The organism is Microbacterium sp. Bi128 (assembly GCF_918698205.1).
Window position 1 is genome coordinate 1 of record NZ_CAKKMM010000802.1, and the last position, 2,306, is coordinate 2,306.

The window sequence follows — 2,306 nt, forward strand, 5'->3', positions numbered from 1 at the left end:
CGACGCGACCGTGCTCATCGACGGCACGAGCCGTGCGGGCATCGAGGCGGCGATCCTCTCGCTCGTGCGCCCCGGGCAGCGCGTGCTCGTGCCCGTCTTCGGCCGCTTCGGGCACCTGCTCGCCGAGATCGCCGAGCGCGCGCTCGCCGAGGTGCACACGATCGAGGTGCCGTGGGGGCAGGTGTTCCCGGTGTCGACGATCCGCGAGGCGATCGAGCGGGTGAAGCCGCACCTCGTCGCGTGCGTGCAGGGCGACACGTCGACCACGATGCTGCAGCCGCTCGACGAGATCGGCGAGATCTGCCGCGCGCACGGCGCTCTGTTCTACACCGACGCCACGGCCTCGCTCGGCGGCAACCCGTTCGAGATGGATGCCTGGGGGCTGGATGCCGCGACCGCGGGCCTGCAGAAGTGCCTCGGCGGCCCCTCGGGCTCGGCGCCGATCAGCCTGTCCGACCGCGCCGTCGAGGTGGTGCGCTCGCGTGCCCGGGTCGAGGCGGGGATCCGGGAGGAGGGGGATGCCTCGGCATCCGACTTCATCCGCTCGAACTACTTCGACCTGGCGATGATCCTGGACTACTGGGGCCCGCGGCGCCTCAACCACCACACCGAGGCGACGACGATGCTCTACGGCGCGCGGGAGTGCGCGCGTGTGCTGCTCTTGGAGGGCCGCGACGAGGTCATCGCGCGCCACCGGCTGCACGGCGACGCGATGCTCGCCGGGGTCGAGGGCCTGGGCCTGACGGTCTTCGGCGACGTCGCGCACAAGATGACGAACGTCGTCGCGGTGGAGATTCCCGAGGGGGTCGTCGGCGACGCGGTCCGCGCCGAGCTGCTGAACGACTTCGGCATCGAGATCGGCACCTCGTTCGGCCCCCTGCACGGACGCGTCTGGCGCATCGGCACGATGGGCTACAACGCCCGGAAGGATGCCGTTCTCACCACCCTGGCCGCGCTCGAGACGGTGCTGCGCCGACACGGCGCGGCGGTCGCCGCGGGCGGTGGCGTCGAGGCCGCGCAGGGCGTGTACGGGGCCGCCGTTCCGGCCGGGGCCGCGGGATGAAGACCCGGCTCCAGGTCGCGCCCGAGCGCCTCGCCTCGGCCGCGCGGCGCGTGATGGGCCGCTGCGAGGAGCTCGCCCGCGTCACCGCGACCCCCGGCAGCATCGAACGCGTCTACCTCTCGCCCGAGCACGCGAGGGTGAACCGCCTCGCCGCCGAGTGGATGCGCGAGCTCGGCATGTCCACCCGCCAGGACGCGGCCGGTAACCAGGTCGGTCGCCTCGCTCCCGCCGGAGACCGCGACGCCCCCGCCCTGATGCTCGGCTCGCACCTCGACACGGTCCCGGATGCCGGGCGCTTCGACGGCATCGTGGGTGTGCTGATGGCGCTCGAGGTCGTGCGGCTGGTGCGTCGCGTGGATGACGAGGGGGTGGCATCCAGTCCGTTCCCGTTCGCGCTCGAGGTCATCGCGTTCTCGGACGAGGAGGGCACCCGCTTCGGCAAGGCGCTGCTCGGGTCGTCGGCGGTGGCCGGCCAGTGGGATCCGTCGTGGTGGGACCTGACGGATGCCGACGGCTCGACGCTGCGGCAGGCGTTCCGCGAGTTCGGTCTCGATCCGGGCCGCATCGGCGAGGCCGCGCGCAAGCCCGACGAGCTGGTCGGGTATCTGGAGGCGCACATCGAGCAGGGTCCCGAGCTCGACCGCGCGGGACTCCCGCTCGCGGCGGTGTCGTCGATCGCGTCGGCCCGGCGTTTCTCGCTGGTCGTCGAGGGCGAGGCCCGGCACGCCGGCGGCACCCCGTACGACATGCGCCGCGACGCGCTGCTCGGCGCGAGCGAGGCGGCGCTCGCGGTGGAGCGGATCTGTCGCGCCGAGCACCACATCGTGGGCACGGTGGGTCAGTTGGAGGCGTTCCCGGGGGCGGTGAACGTCGTGCCCGGCGAGGCGGTGTTCTCACTCGACCTGCGCGGCGAGTTCGACGAGACCCGCGACCACACGTGGTCTCAGATCTCCGCGGAACTGGATGCCATCATGGGCCGCCGCGGTCTGCGGTGGCGGGCGCGTGAGGTGCACTCCGCGCCGGCGGTGTTCTGCGCCCCGCTGTTGCAGGACGTGGTGCGGGAAGGGATCGGCGGTGACGCCCCGACCCTGTTCAGTCGTGCCGGGCACGACGCCATGTCGATCGGGGCGATCACCGCCGTGGGGATGCTGTTCCTCCGCAACCCGGAGGGGATCAGTCACCACCCCGACGAGGCCGTCTCCGCCGCCGAGGTCGCGGCGGGGATCCGGGCACTCGCCGAGGC

2 protein-coding genes are annotated in these 2,306 nt (G+C 73.0%); both read left to right on the plus strand.

The window, feature by feature from the left end; translation table 11 throughout:
* A partial coding sequence (locus tag LQV45_RS26450; protein ID WP_230009679.1) for an alanine--glyoxylate aminotransferase family protein occupies positions 1-1,063 on the plus strand: 1,063 nt, incomplete at its 5' end.
* On the plus strand, positions 1,060-2,306 hold a 1,247-nt coding region (locus tag LQV45_RS26455), incomplete at its 3' end, for an allantoate amidohydrolase (protein WP_230009681.1). The genes LQV45_RS26450 and LQV45_RS26455, both read left to right, overlap by 4 nt.